The sequence below is a fragment of the Pseudomonas sp. LBUM1663 genome, from assembly GCF_059695905.1.
This window is the reverse complement of record NZ_CP166792.1, coordinates 5,098,675-5,114,364: the sequence shown is the minus strand read 5'-3', so window position 1 is coordinate 5,114,364 and position 15,690 is coordinate 5,098,675. Positions and strand designations below refer to the sequence as shown.

At 58.5% G+C, this 15,690-nt stretch carries 17 protein-coding genes; 12 read left to right on the top strand and 5 right to left on the bottom strand.

The window, feature by feature from the left end; genetic code table 11:
* Positions 1 to 106 precede the first annotated feature (106 nt).
* From argJ to ACA075_RS23500, 3 genes are all read left to right on the top strand, one after another.
* On the top strand, positions 107 to 1,324 hold the full coding sequence (gene argJ, locus ACA075_RS23510) for a bifunctional glutamate N-acetyltransferase/amino-acid acetyltransferase ArgJ (protein ID WP_497295650.1): 1,218 nt from the start codon (positions 107 to 109) through the stop codon (positions 1,322 to 1,324).
* Between the two features lie 138 nt (positions 1,325 to 1,462).
* Positions 1,463 to 2,095 (top strand): glutathione S-transferase family protein, encoded by a 633-nt coding sequence (locus ACA075_RS23505; RefSeq protein WP_497295649.1) that lies wholly within the window; start codon positions 1,463 to 1,465, stop codon positions 2,093 to 2,095.
* Positions 2,092 to 3,036, top strand: a complete 945-nt coding sequence (locus tag ACA075_RS23500; RefSeq protein ID WP_497295647.1) for a Nudix family hydrolase — start codon at positions 2,092 to 2,094, stop codon at positions 3,034 to 3,036. Before ACA075_RS23505 ends, ACA075_RS23500 begins: the two co-directional genes overlap by 4 nt.
* Positions 3,037 to 3,179: 143 nt before the next feature.
* Here the strand turns inward: ACA075_RS23500 and ACA075_RS23495 are convergent, their stop codons facing one another.
* From ACA075_RS23495 to ACA075_RS23485, 3 genes are read right to left on the bottom strand one after another with little or no spacing between them, the layout of a single operon-like run.
* Entirely contained in the window at positions 3,180 to 3,761 is a 582-nt protein-coding gene (locus ACA075_RS23495; protein ID WP_497295645.1) for a cob(I)yrinic acid a,c-diamide adenosyltransferase, read from the bottom strand.
* A gap of 3 nt (positions 3,762 to 3,764) precedes the next feature.
* A complete protein-coding gene (locus ACA075_RS23490) occupies positions 3,765 to 5,801 on the bottom strand; it encodes a sensor histidine kinase (protein WP_497295643.1) in 2,037 nt (678 codons plus the stop codon).
* Between the two features lie 45 nt (positions 5,802 to 5,846).
* Entirely contained in the window at positions 5,847 to 6,764 is a 918-nt protein-coding gene (locus ACA075_RS23485; RefSeq protein WP_497295641.1) for a putative 2-dehydropantoate 2-reductase, read from the bottom strand.
* 139 nt (positions 6,765 to 6,903) lie between these two features.
* Here ACA075_RS23485 and ACA075_RS23480 point away from each other — a divergent pair, with 139 nt between their 5' ends.
* Entirely contained in the window at positions 6,904 to 7,389 is a 486-nt protein-coding gene (locus ACA075_RS23480) for a YajQ family cyclic di-GMP-binding protein (protein WP_007906601.1), read from the top strand.
* 137 nt (positions 7,390 to 7,526) lie between these two features.
* Complete coding sequence (locus ACA075_RS23475; RefSeq protein ID WP_497295640.1) at positions 7,527 to 8,369, top strand: mechanosensitive ion channel family protein; 843 nt, start codon at positions 7,527 to 7,529, stop codon at positions 8,367 to 8,369.
* Positions 8,370 to 8,508: 139 nt separating this feature from the next.
* Here the strand turns inward: ACA075_RS23475 and ACA075_RS23470 are convergent, their stop codons facing one another.
* Positions 8,509 to 9,873, bottom strand: coding sequence for an OprD family porin (locus ACA075_RS23470; protein ID WP_497295638.1), 1,365 nt, complete (start codon positions 9,871 to 9,873; stop codon positions 8,509 to 8,511).
* Here ACA075_RS23470 and ACA075_RS23465 point away from each other — a divergent pair.
* The 3 genes from ACA075_RS23465 (at position 9,851) to ACA075_RS23455 (ending at position 11,383) form a co-directional block, all read left to right on the top strand.
* Entirely contained in the window at positions 9,851 to 10,138 is a 288-nt protein-coding gene (locus ACA075_RS23465) for a hypothetical protein (protein WP_497295637.1), read from the top strand. The two genes, ACA075_RS23470 and ACA075_RS23465, sit on opposite strands and share 23 nt — an antisense overlap.
* A gap of 609 nt (positions 10,139 to 10,747) precedes the next feature.
* Positions 10,748 to 11,173 carry an HIT domain-containing protein gene (locus tag ACA075_RS23460; protein WP_497295635.1) on the top strand — a complete coding sequence of 142 codons (426 nt, stop codon included), beginning with the start codon at positions 10,748 to 10,750 and terminating at the stop codon, positions 11,171 to 11,173.
* Between the two features lie 3 nt (positions 11,174 to 11,176).
* Positions 11,177 to 11,383, top strand: a complete 207-nt coding sequence (locus ACA075_RS23455; protein ID WP_010457497.1) for a SlyX family protein — start codon at positions 11,177 to 11,179, stop codon at positions 11,381 to 11,383.
* A 61-nt stretch (positions 11,384 to 11,444) separates the two neighbouring features.
* On the opposite strand, the gene ACA075_RS23450 is transcribed toward ACA075_RS23455, so the two are convergent.
* Positions 11,445 to 12,047 (bottom strand): cold-shock protein, encoded by a 603-nt coding sequence (locus ACA075_RS23450; protein ID WP_074879478.1) that lies wholly within the window; start codon positions 12,045 to 12,047, stop codon positions 11,445 to 11,447.
* A 308-nt stretch (positions 12,048 to 12,355) separates the two neighbouring features.
* On the opposite strand from ACA075_RS23450, the gene ACA075_RS23445 reads away from it, so the two are divergent.
* From ACA075_RS23445 to aspS, 4 genes are all read left to right on the top strand, one after another.
* Positions 12,356 to 12,826 carry a Dps family protein gene (locus tag ACA075_RS23445; RefSeq protein ID WP_094470990.1) on the top strand — a complete coding sequence of 157 codons (471 nt, stop codon included), beginning with the start codon at positions 12,356 to 12,358 and terminating at the stop codon, positions 12,824 to 12,826.
* A gap of 263 nt (positions 12,827 to 13,089) precedes the next feature.
* A complete protein-coding gene (locus ACA075_RS23440; protein WP_094470991.1) occupies positions 13,090 to 13,428 on the top strand; it encodes a ribbon-helix-helix domain-containing protein in 339 nt (112 codons plus the stop codon).
* A gap of 135 nt (positions 13,429 to 13,563) precedes the next feature.
* Positions 13,564 to 13,785 (top strand): FmdB family zinc ribbon protein, encoded by a 222-nt coding sequence (locus ACA075_RS23435; RefSeq protein WP_010457489.1) that lies wholly within the window; start codon positions 13,564 to 13,566, stop codon positions 13,783 to 13,785.
* A 94-nt stretch (positions 13,786 to 13,879) separates the two neighbouring features.
* Positions 13,880 to 15,655 carry an aspartate--tRNA ligase gene (aspS, locus tag ACA075_RS23430; protein ID WP_123409285.1) on the top strand — a complete coding sequence of 592 codons (1,776 nt, stop codon included), beginning with the start codon at positions 13,880 to 13,882 and terminating at the stop codon, positions 15,653 to 15,655.
* Positions 15,656 to 15,690: the final 35 nt, after the last annotated feature.

Genomic DNA, 15,690 nt, shown 5'->3' with positions numbered 1-15,690 from the left:
TGAAATACCCGCGCCGCGACCGGCATCAGCCGTCGCGGCGTTTTGCCATTTACACCACCGTTCTTCCTGAAAGCGGTGCTGACATCATTTATTAAGGAGCGCATTCATGGCTGTTGGTCTTGGTCCTTTGCCAACGTTGCACCCGGTTGCCGGTTTTGAACTCGGTATCGCCTCGGCCGGCATCAAGCGCCCGGGGCGCAAGGATGTCGTGGTCATGCGCTGTGCCGAAGGCTCCACGGTCGCGGGCGTGTTCACCCTGAACGCCTTTTGCGCCGCTCCGGTGATTCTGGCCAAGCAACGAGTACAGGGCCCGGTACGTTACCTGCTGACCAACACCGGCAATGCCAACGCCGGCACGGGCGAACCTGGCCTGGCCGCCGCCGAGCGCACTTGCGCCAAACTGGCTGAATTGACCGGTGTCGACGCCAGCCTGGTGCTGCCGTATTCCACCGGAGTGATCGGTGAGCCGCTGCCGGTCGAGAAGATCGAAGGCGCGCTGCAAGCCGCCCTCGATGATCTGTCGATCAACAACTGGGAAGCCGCTGCCACCGGCATCATGACCACCGACACCTTGCCAAAAGGCGCCAGCCGCCAATTCCAGCATGACGGCGTGACCATCACCGTCACCGGCATCAGCAAAGGTGCGGGCATGATCCGTCCGAACATGGCGACCATGCTCGGCTACATCGCCACCGACGCCAAAGTCTCCCGCGACGTGTTGCAGAATCTGCTGCTGGACGGCGCGAACAAGTCGTTCAACCGCATCACTATCGACGGCGACACCTCGACCAACGACTGCTGCATGCTGATCGCCACCGGTCAGGCTGCGCTGCCCGAAATCACCCGCGCCGAAGGCGAGTTGTTCGCCAAGCTGAAACAAGCCGTGTTCGAAGTGTGCATGGACGTGGCCCAGGCCATCGTGCGTGACGGTGAAGGCGCGACCAAATTTGTGACCGTCGAAGTCAACGGCGGCGGCAATCACCAGGAATGCCTGGACGTCGGCTACACCGTGGCGCACTCGCCGCTGATCAAGACCGCTCTGTTCGCCTCCGACCCGAACTGGGGCCGCATCCTCGCCGCCGTCGGCCGTGCCGGCGTGCCGGAGCTGGACGTGAGCAAGATCGACGTGTTCCTCGGCGAAGTCTGCATCGCCAGCCGTGGCGCCCGCGCCGCAACCTACACCGAAGCCCAGGGCGCGGCGGTGATGCAGCAGGAAGAGATCACCATCCGTATCGAACTGGGTCGCGGCGATTGCAGCGAAACCATCTGGACTACCGACCTGTCCCACGAATACGTGAAGATCAACGCCGAATACCGTACTTAAGACCGAGTCGCCCCGATCGCGGGCAAGCCCGCTCCCACAGGATTTGCGCTAACCCTGTGGGAGCGGGCTTGCCCGCGATGACGGACGACCAGCCGCTAGATATCCTGGCTTGTTCCCCTGACGAGAAGGCACCCACACATGAGCCTCCACCTGATCATCGGCGACAAACTGCTTTCCTCCTGGTCCCTGCGTGGCGCACTGGCCCTTGACCTCACCGGCGCCCCGTACACCGAAGAACTGATCAAGCTGGGCCAGCCGGACACCCGCGAACGCCTGCTCAAGCACTCGCCGACCGGTAAGGTCCCGCTGCTGAAAACCGGGCACGGCACCATCGCCGACTCCCTGGCGATTGCCGAATACCTGGCCGAGCAGTTTCCCGACGCCGGCCTCTGGCCCAAGGACACCGCCGCCCGTGCCCAGGCCCGTTCGGCTTGTGCGCAGATGCACGCCGGGTTCTTTGCCATGCGTGGCAACATGCCGTTCGACCTGAGCCACGATGCACCGCTGTCGCCGACGCCTCCTGAGGTTCAGGCAGATATCGAGCGCATGCTGGCGTTGTGGGCTGAATGCCGTGCGGCGTCGACTCAAACCGGTCCGTTCCTGTTCGGCGGCGCGACCCTCGCCGATGCCTTCTTCGCACCGATTGCCGTGCGCCTGCGCACGTATCAGGTGAAGTTGCCGGCGGCGGACGAAGCCTATGTTGAAACCGTCTACCAATGGCCGTCGTTCAAGGCCTGGCAGAAGGCTGGTCTGGAGGAGATTGGGCAGTGAAACGAGTACACGTAGCCGCCGCCGTTATCCGTGACAGCAGCGGCAAGATCCTTATCGCACGCCGTGCCGACACCCAGCACCAGGGCGGCTTGTGGGAATTCCCCGGGGGCAAGGTCGAGGACGACGAATCCGTCGAAAGCGCCCTGGCTCGCGAGCTCCAGGAAGAGTTGGGCATTGTGGTCAGCGCCGCACGACCATTGATCAAAGTCCGCCACGATTACCCGGACAAACAAGTGTTGCTGGACGTTTGGGAAGTCTCGGCCTTTGCCGGCGAACCCCACGGCGCCGAAGGCCAGCCGTTGGAATGGGTGGCTCAGCGCGATTTGCTGAACTACGAGTTCCCGGCGGCCAACCAGCCGATCGTCGCGGCCGCACGATTGCCTGCACAGTATTTGATTACGCCTGAAGACCTGGAAACTCCGGCGCTGCTGCGCGGTATCCAGAAAGCCATCGCTGGCGGCATCAAGTTGATCCAGCTGCGGGCACCCAACGGCTACGATCCGAAATACCGCGATCTGGCGGTGGACGCGGCGGGGCTGTGTGCCGGCAAGGCGCAGTTGATGATCAAGGGCCCATTCGAGTGGCTGGGCGACTTCCCGTCCGCCGGCTGGCACATCACGGCCGCGCAGTTGCGCAAATACGCAGCCGCGGGTCGGCCGTTACCGGCGTCGCGCTGGTTGGCGGCGTCTTGCCACAATGCTGAAGAACTGGCGCTGGCTGAGCAGATGGGGGTGGATTTTGTGACGTTGTCACCGGTGCAAAAGACGCTGACTCACCCGGATGCGTTGCCTTTGGGTTGGGAGCAGGCGTCGGCGTTAATCGAGGGTTTCAGCAAACCGGTGTTCTTGCTCGGCGGTGTTGGCCCGGCGGAACAGCAAAAGGCTTGGGACGCGGGGGCGCAGGGTGTGGCGGGGATTCGGGCATTCTGGCCGGAGGCCTGAGGCCTGAAATTTCTGTGATGCTGCCGGCCTCTTCGCGGGCAAGCCACGCTCCTACAGGTTTTATAGTGTTCGCGGATTGTGTGAGCATCACAAAAAACTGTAGGAGCGAGGCTTGCCCGCGAAGGCGTCCTGATAGGCGCCAATTATTCCTGAGGCTTAGCCGCCGCCTGCCACAAAATCTCGGCAATCCCTTGTCGCTTGGCAATTAACCGCGCCACCACAAACAACACATCCGACAACCGATTGATATACGCCAAGCCAACACCGGCCAGCGGTTCAATCGCATTCAAATGCTGACACCGCCGCTCCGCGCTGCGCGCCAGGCATCTGCACACATGGGCCTGGGCAATCAGCGCTGAACCACCCGGCAGAATGAAATTCTCCAGCGGCCCCAACTCCTCATTCCACAGATCGATCGCCGCTTCCAGCCGTTCGATTTCCGCTGCATTCAACGCTTGATACTCCGGCATCGCCAACTCGCCACCCAGGTCGAACAACCGATGCTGGCAGGGCGCTAAAACCTCAATCACCTCGCTCAAACCCGGATACGCAGCACTTTCAGCGGCCAACCCGGCCAACAGTACGCCCACCTGGCTGTTCAGCGAATCGACCTCGCCAATGGCCTCGATCCGCGGGTGGTCCTTGGGCACGCGGCGACCATCGCCGAGCCCGGTTTCGCCTTTGTCGCCGGTGCGGGTGTAAATCTTCGACAAGCGAAAGCCCATGGGTTACCTCGATAGCTGATTGAGTTCTTGAGAGATGACGGGGGAGCCCGCCAGCGGCAGGCGCAGGGTGAAACAGGTGCCTTGGCCCAGCGTCGATTGCACCTCCATCTGCCCCTTGTGGTTATTGGTGATGATGAAATACGAGACCGACAAGCCAAGGCCCGTGCCCTGACCGATTTCCTTGGTGGTGAAGAACGGCTCGAAGGTGCGTTTGCGCACGTTCTCGCTCATGCCGATGCCGTTGTCCTCGACCTGAATTTCGGCCCATGGCGGATTCAGCCGGGTGCGCAGAATAATGCGCCCGGGTTCGCTGTCGTCTTCACGCTGGTGAATGGCCTGGGCCGCGTTTTTGAGCAAGTTGAGCAGCACCTGCTCCAGTTCGTTGGCCGTGCCGGGCACCGGGCCCAGTGCCGGGTCGAACTGACGGATGATCGCCTGACCCTTGAAGTCGAAGCCGATGGCCAGGTCGAAGTCGTTACCGGCGATTTCCACTGCTTGATCGATCAGCGCCGGCAGGTCGCACGGCGCCATTTGCCGAGTGCTGCGACGGCTGAAGCTGAGCATGTGGGTGACAATTTTCGCCGCCCGGGCCCCCGCCTGTTGAATGCCATCAAGCAGCTGCGGCACTTCGCGCGCTTGCAGGTATTTGTTGACCGTTTCCAGAGAGATGCCGGTTTGCTCGGCCTGTTCGAGGTTCTTCGGCAAGTCAGGCGACAGGCGTCGCCGAATGTTCTGCACGTTGTGCAGAATCGCGCCCAACGGGTTATTGATTTCGTGGGCCATGCCGGCGGCGAGGCCGCCGACCGAGAGCATTTTTTCCGACTGCACCATCATTTCTTCCAGCGACAGCCGTTGGGTAATGTCGTCGATCCGGATCACCACACCGCGCCCGGCCCCGCCCATCAGCGGGTAGAAAGTCAGGGCGTAATGTTTGGGTTCATCGTCCTTGAACCAGGTCACGCGCTCGATCTTCGCCACCGTGTGCTGCTCGACGGTTTGCTTGAGCTGCGGCAGAAATGGTTTCAGCGGCTCGAAGGCGAGAAAGATCGGCTGGTTCAAGGCTTCGTCCAGGCGCGTGCCGGACAGAGCGCTGGCTTCCTGATTCCACTGGGTGACGTAGAGTTGCTCGTCGAGGGCGATCAGCGCCGACGGCATGGAGTCGATGATGCTGTTGAGGTAGTTCTGGAACCCGGTGAGTTTCTTCTCGATCTTGCTGCGCACCTGGACTTCGAGTTCCAGTTTGCGGTTGGTGTGGCGGGTTTCTTCGGCCAGGCCCTGCGCCTGATCGTAAGCCGCCTGGGAGTCATCCCGGGCACGTTTGAGCTGCTGCTCCCGGGCTTCGATCCGCGAGAGCATGGTGTTGAAGGCCTCGGCGAGGCTGCCGATTTCGTCGTGGTTGCCACGGGAGGCGCGCAGGGCGTAGTTCTCTTCGCGGGTCACTTGCCGGGACAACTCTTCAAGCTGATGGATCGGCCGGGTGATCAGGCGTTTGATCTGTCGGGCGATCACCAGCCACAACAGCACACTGAAGATCAGAATGCCGAGACTGGCGGTCAGGGTCCCGGTATAGAACGCCACTGGCAATTCACTGCTGGCCACCAGTAACAGGTGCCCCGGCGCGGTGCCGGGGCGGGGCAGGGTGATCACCTGATTGCTGCGAAACTCGGAGGCCTGCCAGGCTTCGATGTGCCGGTAGCGATCCGGCAGGTGCAGCTTTTCGCCATGCTGCAATTGCGCCAATCGCTCACCCTTGCCGTCATACAAGGCTGCTGCCCGCAGCGGTGAATAACTGTTGAGTTCATTGAGCAGGCGCTCGGCACTTTGCGGCGACGTCAAGGCGTCGGCCACCAGGCTCGGGTTGGACACCAGTCGGCCGATGGTCTGCAACGCCTGGGGTGCCATGCTTTCCTGGGAGATGTAATACGCGGCGCTGATAAAGGTCAGGTTGGCGACCAGCAGGATGGTGATCAACAGCACGAGCAGGGCGGCCAGCAGTTTCTGGCCGACCGGAAGGTTTTCGAGACGCTGGCGCAATGGCATCAGGTTCATCGCTGAAAAGGAACAAGTGGCCAGCGTAGCCGCTGCTCAGTCGCTGGGCAATCCAAGGCTTTGAAGATGGACAATCAGCCGCTGCTGTAACTGATTGAGGTGGGGCAGGTTCAACTGGTGCCGCGAGGCCACTTTGCAGACATAGCCCAACAGGTAGCTGATTTCGGTCCGGCGCTGGCTCGCGACGTCCTGGTGCATCGAGGAGTAGTTGGCCGCGGTGGCATGGATCACCCGTTCGACTTCCTGTTGCAGGTCCTCGGCGGCAGCCGGCTGACCGCAGCGTTCCAGCAAGTCGGTCAGTTCGACGCAAAGGGTGGCGACTTCGCAATGGTGTTGCTGCAAGCCGCCGTTGCGGCAATCGTGCAGCACCGTCAGTGGATTGATCGCACAGTTGAGCGCCAGTTTTCGCCATAGCCTGGTCAGAATGTCAGTGCTCCACGCGTGAGGAATACCGGCGGCAGTCAGGTCATCCAGCCAGATTGGCGCGACCGGATGACCGGCATCCCCCAGCCAGGTGTAGCCGTGACCGGCGAACACCACCCGCCAGTCGCCATCGCGAAACGCACCTTCGGTGCTCGAGGCGCATACGCAACGCGCCTGAGGCACCTGTGCGGCGACAGCGTCCTGACTGCCGAGGCCGTTCTGCAACAGGATCAGCTCGGCGTCGGGCGTCAGACGCGGTGCCAGTTGGGCGACGGCCTTTTCGGCATCGTAGGCCTTGCAGGCTACCAGCAGGCGGTGGATCGGCTCGCTGTTGTGCGGTGTCTCACCGGGGATGTCATAAGTGTTGGCTTCGCCGTGCTCCACCAGCGTCAGCCCGCCCGCCGCTTGATAGGCCTGCAAACGTTGTTCATCGCGCAGGATCAACCGGACCGGCAACCCGGCCCGGGCCAGGCGGGTGGCCCACAACGTGCCAAGGCTGCCGGCACCCAAAACATGCCAGGTGGTGGGCATCAGCTTTTTGCTCGGTTTGGCGCAGGCATGTGAGGCTCGCAGTATCGGTTGGAAAAGACCCGTTATAATGAGCCCGATTTTAACCGCAAGCCAAGCGCGCTCCATCGCTATCGAGCGCGCCTTTTATTGGAGAGATTACATGCCGTCGTTCGACGTGGTATCCGAACTGGACAAACACGAAGTCACCAACGCGGTCGAGAACGCCGTCAAGGAACTCGATCGCCGTTATGACCTGAAAGGCAAGGGCACCTTTGAATTCAAGGAAAAGGACCTGACCGTCAACCTGACCGCCGAGGCTGATTTCCAGCTCGAAGCGATGATCGAGATCCTCAAGCTGGCCCTGGTCAAGCGCAAGATCGACGTGCAGTGCCTTGAAGTCAAGGATGCCTACGCGTCGGGCAAACTGATGAAACAGGAAGCCGTCCTCAAGGAAGGCATCGACAAAGAGCTGGCGAAGAAAATCGTCGCTCACGTCAAGGACGCCAAGCTCAAGGTCCAGGCCGCCATTCAGGGCGAGCAAGTGCGCATCACCGGCAAGAAACGTGATGATTTGCAGGAAGCCATCGCGGCCCTGCGCGCCAAGACTTTCGACATGCCGCTGCAGTTCAACAACTTCCGCGACTAAATTCCAGGCGGGAACCTCTTGGCATTTTCGACGTCCGAGGGCCAAGCAACGGCAGAAACGATTGAACCCTTCAGGTTCGATTTTTTCTGCCGCTTATTTTTTCGCGTGCCGGATGGCCGGAAATCAGGAGAAAGTAGATGGATTTGAATACCGAAGTGGATAACCTGGTCAAGGCCTCCCAAGCCTGGATCCCGATGATCATGGAGTACGGCAGCCGCGTGTTGCTGGCGGTCATCACGCTGGCCGTCGGCTGGTGGTTGATCAGCAAAGTGGCCCAAAAACTTGGCGGTCTGCTGGCGCTGCGTAATGCCGACCTCGCGCTGCAAGGGTTCATCAGCAGTCTGGCGAACATTATTCTCAAGGTTTTGCTGGTAGTCAGCGTGGCCTCGATGATCGGTGTCGAAACCACGTCGTTTGTTGCCGCGATCGGTGCCGCGGGCCTGGCCATTGGTCTGGCCTTGCAGGGCAGCCTGGCAAACTTTGCCGGAGGCGTGCTGATTCTGTTGTTCCGTCCGTTCCGCATCGGTGACTGGATCGAAGCCCAAGGCGTTGCCGGTACGGTCGACAGTATCCAGATTTTCCACACCGTACTGCGCACTGGCGATAACAAAACCATCATCGTGCCTAACGGCAACTTGTCGAACGGTATCATTACCAATACAAATCGCCAGCCAACGCGCAAAGTTGTATTTGATGTGGGTGTGGACTACGAAGCGGACTTGCAGAAGGCCCGTGAAGTATTGCTGGAACTGGCCAAAGACGAGCGTATTTTGGCTGAACCGGCACCTCAGGCAGTCATTTCGACACTGGGTGATAGTTCGATTACTGTTTCTCTGCGAGTGTGGGTGAAGACAGCGGATTACTGGGATGTGATGTTCATGTTTAACGAGCAGTCCCGGGATCGTTTGAAAACGGCCGGTATTGATATTCCGTTTCCACAGCGAGTCATTCGAGTGGTTCAGGAAGCACCGGTGAATTGAGATGTTTTTAACCCAGGCCTGATTTAATAGTCAGGCTTATTGAGTAGCAAGCTAATCATTAATTGCACTGTGCAATGGTTAAAAAAAAGGCCCCTCCGAAGAGGGGCCTTTTTTATATTTGCTAACTAAACCGCTGCGATTACAAGATCGACAGTGGGTAGTCGACGATCACGCGGAACTCTTTCACGTCGCCTTCACCTTCGTCGGCGTTAGCAAAGTGCCAAGCTTGACGGAAGCGGACGGACAGATCTTTTGCCGGGCCAGACTGAACAACGTACTTGGCTTCGAAGTTGGTTTCGTTGTGCTTGCCGTTGGATCCGTAGAGCGGCTCGCCGTCATTATTGCGGTATTTGCTGTTGGCGGAGAGGCCAGTGCCATCGATATCCCAACCTTTCACGTAACGGGTCATGAAGCTCAGACCAGGAACGCCGTACTCAGCCATTTTCAGGTCGTAACGGATTTGGGCAGACTTCTCGCCAGGGGCGTTGAAGTCAGAGTACTGGATGGAGTTGGCGAGGAAGATCGAGTCGCCGCCACGGTTGTTCTTGCCGATACCGACGTAGTCGAACGGGGTATCGCCATTAACCTTTTGGAAGGCCAGGGTGATGGTGTGTGCTTTCAGGAACGAGAGCGCAGTGGCCAGCGAGAACGCGGTGTTGCTGATGTCACCGGCTTTCGAGTCACCGGTATCGGTGGTGCGATAGATGTTGAAGTCGGTGTTCAGCGACGTGTCACCACTAATCGGAGTGGTGAGGTTCACGTTGGCGTAGTACTGGTTCCAGATGTCTTCCAGCTTGGCGCCGTACAGCGATGCGCTCAGGTTGTCGGTGATCCCGTATTTGCCACCGAAATAGTCGATGGAGTTGGCAGCCACGCTAGCGTAGTTTGCGAACAGATCGCCGTCACGGGCGTTTTTGTCCTGGCTGGAACCCGAGTAGAAGTGACCGGCTTCGAGGTCAAGGTCTTTGACTTCGCTGCTCTGCAGTTGGAAACCGCTGGCAACTTGAGGAAGGATACGGGAACCGCCAACAGCAAACACTGGAGCAGTGCTTGGCGACATGTCGCCGACTTTCAGCTCAGTTTTGGAGACGCGGAATTTAATGGCCGCGCCGGCTTTACCCTGGCTGTCGTTGACTTCGCGGGCATAACCGTTGGCTTTGACGGTGTCGCTACGGCTCATGTTGCCCGAACCCGAAGTGCCATCGCCGCCATCGAGTTTGATGGCCAGGTAACCGAATGCATCAACGCCGACGCCAACAGTACCTTGGGTGTAACCGGAGTTGAAGGTGCCCCAGATACCTTGGGTCCAGTCTTTGACGTCGCGGGCGCCATCTTTGTTGTCACGGTTGAAGTAGTAGTTGCGAACCAGCAAGTTCAAACTGGCGTCGTCAACAAAACCCTTGGCTTCAGCCTGGTCACTTACAAAAGGTGCGGCCGTAGCCATTTGAGTACTGGCTGCTGCTGCAACTGCCAGTGCGATCATGCTCCACTTCATCACGCGCATCGTGATTTGCTCCTTTGGTTTTAGAAGAGTACTGCCGTCCCACCTGTTTTATTATCTGGGCGGCTCTTTCTTTTTTGAGTCGGCGCAAAGTTATATCACGCAGACCATGTTGGCGATACTTGCGTATCTAACCTTTCAGCTTCTTTACGACGGTGTCGCAAACGGCTGGGTAGATGTCGCAAATTTACTGCCTCGACGCAAGCGGATTGGCAACTTTAACGTTGTTTTCCAAGGCTTGTGCATCGGTAAAAAGAGTCCCTGGTGAAACGTTTGAATCTCCATTGGGCAACCCTGCCGCTGTTTTTATGTGCCTTGGGGCCTCCACTTCCAGCGGAGGCATCAGGGCGATGTGGGTGTGAATGCAACAAGCGTGCACAAACCGGAATTCTGCTACTGATTTTTTCCGAAAGCCTGCCTGTTGCTGTAAAAACCTCGTAAAACCGGGGGCTTCAAGCGTGTTGTTTGTACGCTTGACGCCGTGCGTTGCATGGTGTTGTAACCCTGAAACCGAAAGCATGACAATGAAAAACGTTACCGGTTCACCCCTTCAGTGAGTAATTCACGGATGCTGACGCACTCAGCGTAGACGCACTGTGCGGTTTTGGTGCAAAAAATCTTAATCACTGTGCTGAAATCACACAGTGCGCTCATGACTACGACTGAAACTATTCATTGGATATCAGTCATTTCGCCCTTCTGGGGGCAATCTTCGGTTCTGTGTTGGTGCGTCCTGATCGAAAACGGCCCATCTCGGGGCATTGGTCCAAGGTGATGCCTGGGGTGATCACGGGTATGCTGGCGTCCTGTCGCTTGGTGCGAGGCCTGTCTGGATGGGCGCTAAGCTGAAAATGATGACCTGGCGGGAGTGCGCGCGGTGTTCGCTTTAGATCCACGACTACAACAAGACACGCTACCGATTGGCGATTTCCCGCTGTGCCGGTTGCTGTTATCCAATGATTCGAACTACCCCTGGTTCATCCTGGTGCCACGTCGTGAAGATATCAGTGAGATATTTCAGTTGGGTGTCGCAGATCAACAGCAGCTGTGGCAGGAAACAACTGCGCTGGCGGAACTGCTCAAGGATTCGTTCGACGCCGATAAGCTGAATGTCGCGGCGCTGGGTAATGTCGTCAGTCAGTTGCACATGCATGTCATTGTGCGCAAACGTGAGGACGCCGCCTGGCCAGCCCCGGTCTGGGGCAGACACCCGGCCGTGCCTTACAGCGCAGCACAGATGGCGTCGATTCGCGAGCGCCTGCGTCTGCTGTTAACCGAAGATTTCACGTTTCTGGAGGGTTGAATCATGAGCCTGGAAGATCGCGTTACCGATCTGGAGAGCCAACTGGCGTTTCAGGATGACACCATCCAGTCATTGAGTGATGTGCTGGCGACGCAGCAGCGCGCTGTTGAACGCCTGCAATTGCAAATGGCTGCATTGCTCAAGCGCCAGGAAGAAATGGCCGGGCAGTTCGAAACCTTCGAAGAAGAAGCGCCACCGCCTCACTATTGAAACCGCAGGCAATAAAAAACCGCGAGCAGCTCAGTTGCTCGCGGTTTTTTTTAGCCTTGAATCAGCGACGCGGCAATGCGGCGATCACATCTTCGGCTTGTAGCCCTTTGTCACGATTCATGACAGAGAACTCCACGCGCTGGCCTTCAACCAGAACACGGTGACCTTCGCCACGAATGGCCCGGAAATGCACGAAAATATCATCGCCGGAATCACGGGAAATAAAGCCGAAGCCTTTGGACGTGTTGAACCACTTGACGGTGCCGGTATCGCGGTTGCTCATGTCGTAGCTTGGCGAAGCGGCGGCCGGCGAGGATTTGTAGAAGCTGATAGCCAGGTGCAGGAGAACGGCGATCAGCGCAGCCACCAGGCTGAACAGAACGGCAGGTTGACCGGCGATGACAGGCATCGGCGCGAGCAACGTCAGGGTTTGCAGGACGACAGCCAGGACCAGCAGGGCGCTGACCAGGTTTTGCAGTTGATGACGTGGGCCTTTGTTCCAGTAAGGGATAACGGGAGCAAGGGTGAGGTTGAGCAGGCCGAAAAAGGCCAGGTACAGCGCGTCAGGTTGTTGCAGGTAAGGGACTGCTTCGGATCGCAGGCTAGGGATGAAGGACAGCAGCAAAGCTGCTGCGCCCATTAGCAGGTGGACGATTTTCAACATTTTGATTAACTCACGTTAAGACGGATCACAAGGAAGAGCTGATGGAGCACGGTTCGCTTCAGAACAATAAGAGGCGTTGGACACGTACCCGGTACCAGCCTATGCGCAGCCCCCGAAAAACAGGCGGTCGCGACACGCGGTCTATTTAACAGTAAAGCCTGCAGCTACTCAAATCAGGCAGTCCAGCGGTGCTTCGCGGGGCGATTTGTCGCAGGTCATTGTGCAATCCCGGGCTGCGAGGGGGTGGCAGGCTTGCTAGAGTGGTCCTGCACCTGTTGGATGAACTCATCACCTTTAGGGGAAAAAACATGGCAATCGACATCGGTATCAGTGAAGAGGACCGCAAGTCCATCGTCGATGGGCTTTCGCGTCTGTTGTCGGACACGTATGTGCTGTATTTGAAAACTCATAACTTCCATTGGAATGTCACCGGTCCCATGTTTCGGACCCTGCACCTGATGTTCGAGGAGCAATACAACGAGCTGGCCCTGGCCGTCGATTCGATTGCCGAGCGCATTCGCGCCCTCGGGTTTCCTGCCCCCGGCGCCTATTCGATTTATGCGCGGCTGTCTTCTATTAAGGAAGAAGCCGGCGTGCCCAGCGCCGAAGACATGATCAAGCAGCTTGTCGATGGGCAAGAGGCGGTCACTCGTACCGCGCGCGGGATCTTTCCGCTGCTGGAAAAAGTCAGCGACGAGCCGACGGCTGACTTGCTGACCCAGCGCATGCAAGTCCACGAAAAAACCGCATGGATGCTGCGGTCTCTGCTGGACCAGTAATATCGTCAATACGCGAATGATGCCCGTCGGGTGTTATTCGCGGTCTTTGCCTTCATCAAATCGCTTTTGTGCTCGTTAAAAATCGTCTGGCTGCGTAGGAAAGTGGCCGGCCTAGGACGGTCTCCATGATCGCCCTTCAGCTGTTGGCTTATCCTACGTCCATGGTCATAAAGTCATCTGGATATACCTTTGCGCCTGCGCTTTTATAAGGCCACGCAGAGTGCTCTTACAGAAGGCAAGGATTACAAAGGAGTGTCAACGATATGGATTACGAAGACAGGCGAAGCGAGGGGAGGGTCGGTCCGGTCAAGGAGATAAGGATTGATCCATTTGTCAGCGAATTTGATATGGGGCTGGCCCGGCCTCTATCCCGGTCGGTGCGGTTGAACGGCTTTGCCACCTGCTTGCGGCTTGAGCAGGTGTACTGGGATATTCTGGGCGATATGGCCAAGGTCAATTGTTGTACGGTCAGTGCGCTGCTGTCCCATGTGGATCGCGAAGTGCACTTGCGTCATGGCGGGGTCAAGAACTTTACCGGGCTGGTGCGGGTTGTCTGCGTCGTGCACAGCCTGAAAGAAGGGGGCTGCGTCGCAATGCCCTAGCCACGCGGGTGATCGGGCAGAGTATCGGTCTGTGCAGTCTTACGGCTGCACAGGCTGCATTTAATGGATATAATCCCGCTCTTTGCCGCAAAACCCAGTGTGTGCGGTAGCAATCTGATCGCCGAGACAACCCCCATGCCGATGTACGACTATCAATGTGCTTCCTGTGGTCATCAGTTGGAAGCCATTCAAAAGATCAGCGCAGCACCGCTGGTCGACTGCCCTGCCTGCCAGGCGCCAGAGCTTAAGAAGATGCTGTCCATGCCGGGCTTCCGCCTGAGCGGCACCGGCTGGTACGAAACCGATTTCAAGACCGGTTCCAAGAAGAATCTGGCCGGCGGCGACAAAGCTGACTAAGGTCTGGAACCTGAGTTGAACGACACGCGCGAGCCCTTGCAACACCTGCAAGGCCTCCAACCGAATTTCGATTACGAGAAGTGAAACCACTACCATGATGCGCAGCCATTATTGCGGCCAACTGAACGAAGCCCTGGAAGGCCAGGAAATTACCCTTTGCGGATGGGTGCACCGTCGCCGTGACCACGGTGGGGTGATTTTCCTCGATATCCGTGATCGTGACGGTCTGGCCCAAGTGGTGTTCGACCCGGACCGCGCCGAGAGCTTCGCCGCCGCCGATCGCGTGCGCAGCGAATACGTGGTGAAGATCACAGGCAAGGTTCGCCTGCGTCCGGCCGGTGCCACCAACGCCAACATGGCGTCGGGAATGATCGAAGTCCTGGGCTACGAGCTGGAAGTGCTGAACGAATCGGAAACCCCGCCGTTCCCGCTGAACGAGTTCTCCGACGTCGGTGAAGAAACCCGCCTGCGCTATCGCTTCCTCGACCTGCGTCGCCCGGAAATGCTCGAGAAGCTGCGCTTGCGTTCGCGCATGACCACCAGCATCCGTCGCTTCCTGGACGAGAACGGCTTCCTCGACGTCGAGACGCCGATCCTGACCCGTGCTACTCCAGAAGGTGCGCGCGACTACCTGGTACCGAGCCGTACCCACGCCGGTTCCTTCTTCGCCTTGCCGCAATCGCCACAGTTGTTCAAGCAACTGCTGATGGTGGCCGGCTTCGACCGTTACTACCAGATCGCCAAGTGCTTCCGTGACGAAGACCTGCGCGCCGACCGCCAGCCAGAATTCACCCAGATCGACATCGAGACCAGCTTCCTCGATGAAAAAGAGATCATGGCCATCACCGAACAAATGATCCGCAACCTGTTCAAGGAAGTGCTGGATCTGGAATTCGGCGATTTCCCGCACATGACCTTCGAAGAAGCCATGCGCCGTTACGGTTCCGACAAGCCGGACCTGCGTAACCCGCTGGAACTGGTTGACGTTGAAGACCAGCTGAAAGACGTCGACTTCAAGGTGTTCAGCGGCCCGGCCAACGACCCGAAGTGCCGTATTGCCGCCCTGCGCGTTCCAGGCGCGGCGAGCATGCCGCGCAAGCAGATCGACGACTACACCAAGTTCGTCGGCATTTACGGTGCCAAGGGCCTGGCGTACATCAAGGTCAACGAGCGCGCCAAAGGTGTTGAAGGCCTGCAGTCGCCAATCGTCAAGAACATCCCTGAAGCCAACCTCAACGTGATCCTCGATCGTGTTGGCGCGGTCGATGGTGACATCGTGTTCTTCGGCGCCGACAAAGCCAAGATCGTCAGCGAGGCCCTGGGCGCGCTGCGGATCAAGGTCGGCAACGACCTGGACCTGCTGACCTGCAAGTGGGCGCCGATGTGGGTTGTCGATTTCCCGATGTTCGAAGAGAACGACGACGGCAGCTTCACCGCCTTGCACCACCCGTTCACCGCGCCGAAGTGCACCCCGGAAGAACTGGAAGCCAACCCGGCGACCGCTCTGTCCCGTGCCTACGATATGGTTCTGAACGGCACCGAGCTGGGTGGCGGTTCGATCCGTATCCACCGCAAGGAAATGCAGCAGACGGTGTTCCGCCTGTTGGGTATCAATGAAGCGGAACAGGAAGAGAAATTCGGCTTCCTGCTCGACGCCCTGAAATACGGCGCACCGCCACACGGTGGCCTGGCCTTCGGCCTGGACCGTCTGGTCATGCTGATGACCGGCGCCCAGTCGATTCGTGAAGTGATCGCTTTCCCGAAAACCCAGAGCGCGGCTGACGTCATGACTCAGGCACCGGGTGCTGTAGATGCCAAGGCATTGCGCGAACTGCACATTCGTCTGCGCGAAACGCCAAAGGCTGAGTAAGGCTGACCGCAAAGGCGCATCCTTCCGGGATGCGC

Excerpts from the sequence above, each read along its gene's own strand:
- ACA075_RS23485 (WP_497295641.1), bottom strand. The coding sequence starts at position 6,764 with ATGCCCACCACCTGGCATGTTTTGGGTGCCGGCAGCCTTGGCACGTTG.
- aspS (WP_123409285.1), top strand. The coding sequence starts at position 13,880 with ATGATGCGCAGCCATTATTGCGGCCAACTGAACGAAGCCCTGGAAGGC.
- ACA075_RS23475 (WP_497295640.1), top strand. The coding sequence starts at position 7,527 with ATGGATTTGAATACCGAAGTGGATAACCTGGTCAAGGCCTCCCAAGCC.
- ACA075_RS23450 (WP_074879478.1), bottom strand. The coding sequence starts at position 12,047 with ATGTTGAAAATCGTCCACCTGCTAATGGGCGCAGCAGCTTTGCTGCTG.
- ACA075_RS23470 (WP_497295638.1), bottom strand. The coding sequence starts at position 9,873 with ATGCGCGTGATGAAGTGGAGCATGATCGCACTGGCAGTTGCAGCAGCA.
- ACA075_RS23505 (WP_497295649.1), top strand. The coding sequence starts at position 1,463 with ATGAGCCTCCACCTGATCATCGGCGACAAACTGCTTTCCTCCTGGTCC.
- ACA075_RS23435 (WP_010457489.1), top strand. The coding sequence starts at position 13,564 with ATGCCGATGTACGACTATCAATGTGCTTCCTGTGGTCATCAGTTGGAA.
- ACA075_RS23455 (WP_010457497.1), top strand. The coding sequence starts at position 11,177 with ATGAGCCTGGAAGATCGCGTTACCGATCTGGAGAGCCAACTGGCGTTT.
- ACA075_RS23445 (WP_094470990.1), top strand. The coding sequence starts at position 12,356 with ATGGCAATCGACATCGGTATCAGTGAAGAGGACCGCAAGTCCATCGTC.
- argJ (WP_497295650.1), top strand. The coding sequence starts at position 107 with ATGGCTGTTGGTCTTGGTCCTTTGCCAACGTTGCACCCGGTTGCCGGT.
- ACA075_RS23495 (WP_497295645.1), bottom strand. The coding sequence starts at position 3,761 with ATGGGCTTTCGCTTGTCGAAGATTTACACCCGCACCGGCGACAAAGGC.
- ACA075_RS23480 (WP_007906601.1), top strand. The coding sequence starts at position 6,904 with ATGCCGTCGTTCGACGTGGTATCCGAACTGGACAAACACGAAGTCACC.
- ACA075_RS23490 (WP_497295643.1), bottom strand. The coding sequence starts at position 5,801 with ATGCCATTGCGCCAGCGTCTCGAAAACCTTCCGGTCGGCCAGAAACTG.
- ACA075_RS23465 (WP_497295637.1), top strand. The coding sequence starts at position 9,851 with ATGCTCCACTTCATCACGCGCATCGTGATTTGCTCCTTTGGTTTTAGA.
- ACA075_RS23440 (WP_094470991.1), top strand. The coding sequence starts at position 13,090 with ATGGATTACGAAGACAGGCGAAGCGAGGGGAGGGTCGGTCCGGTCAAG.